We start from the raw sequence: 242 nt of genomic DNA, 5'->3' as shown, positions 1-242 counted from the left end.
TTGATGAACCTACCGCCGCCCTGTCGCAGCACGAGATTCTGGAGTTTTATCAAATCGTTGAACGCCTGAAGCAGGAAGGCAAAGCAATCATGTTTATCTCGCACAAGTTCGATGAAATCTTCGAGCTGGCGGATCACTACACCATTTTGCGTGACGGCGTGTACGTCGGCTCAGGCGCAATGAGCGATATCACCGAAGAGCGCATGGTGGCGATGATGGTAGGCCGCGCCATTACCCAGACT

At 52.9% G+C, this 242-nt stretch carries 1 pseudogene; it reads left to right on the top strand.

Annotated features, from left to right (window positions below):
• Positions 1–242, top strand: a pseudogene (locus FQ664_RS26785) (sugar ABC transporter ATP-binding protein); the annotation flags it as partial.

Origin of the sequence: Pseudomonas persica, from assembly GCF_900291015.1 — a bacterium.
GTDB lineage: Bacteria > Pseudomonadota > Gammaproteobacteria > Pseudomonadales > Pseudomonadaceae > Aquipseudomonas.
This window is presented reverse-complemented; position numbering and strand designations above follow the sequence as displayed.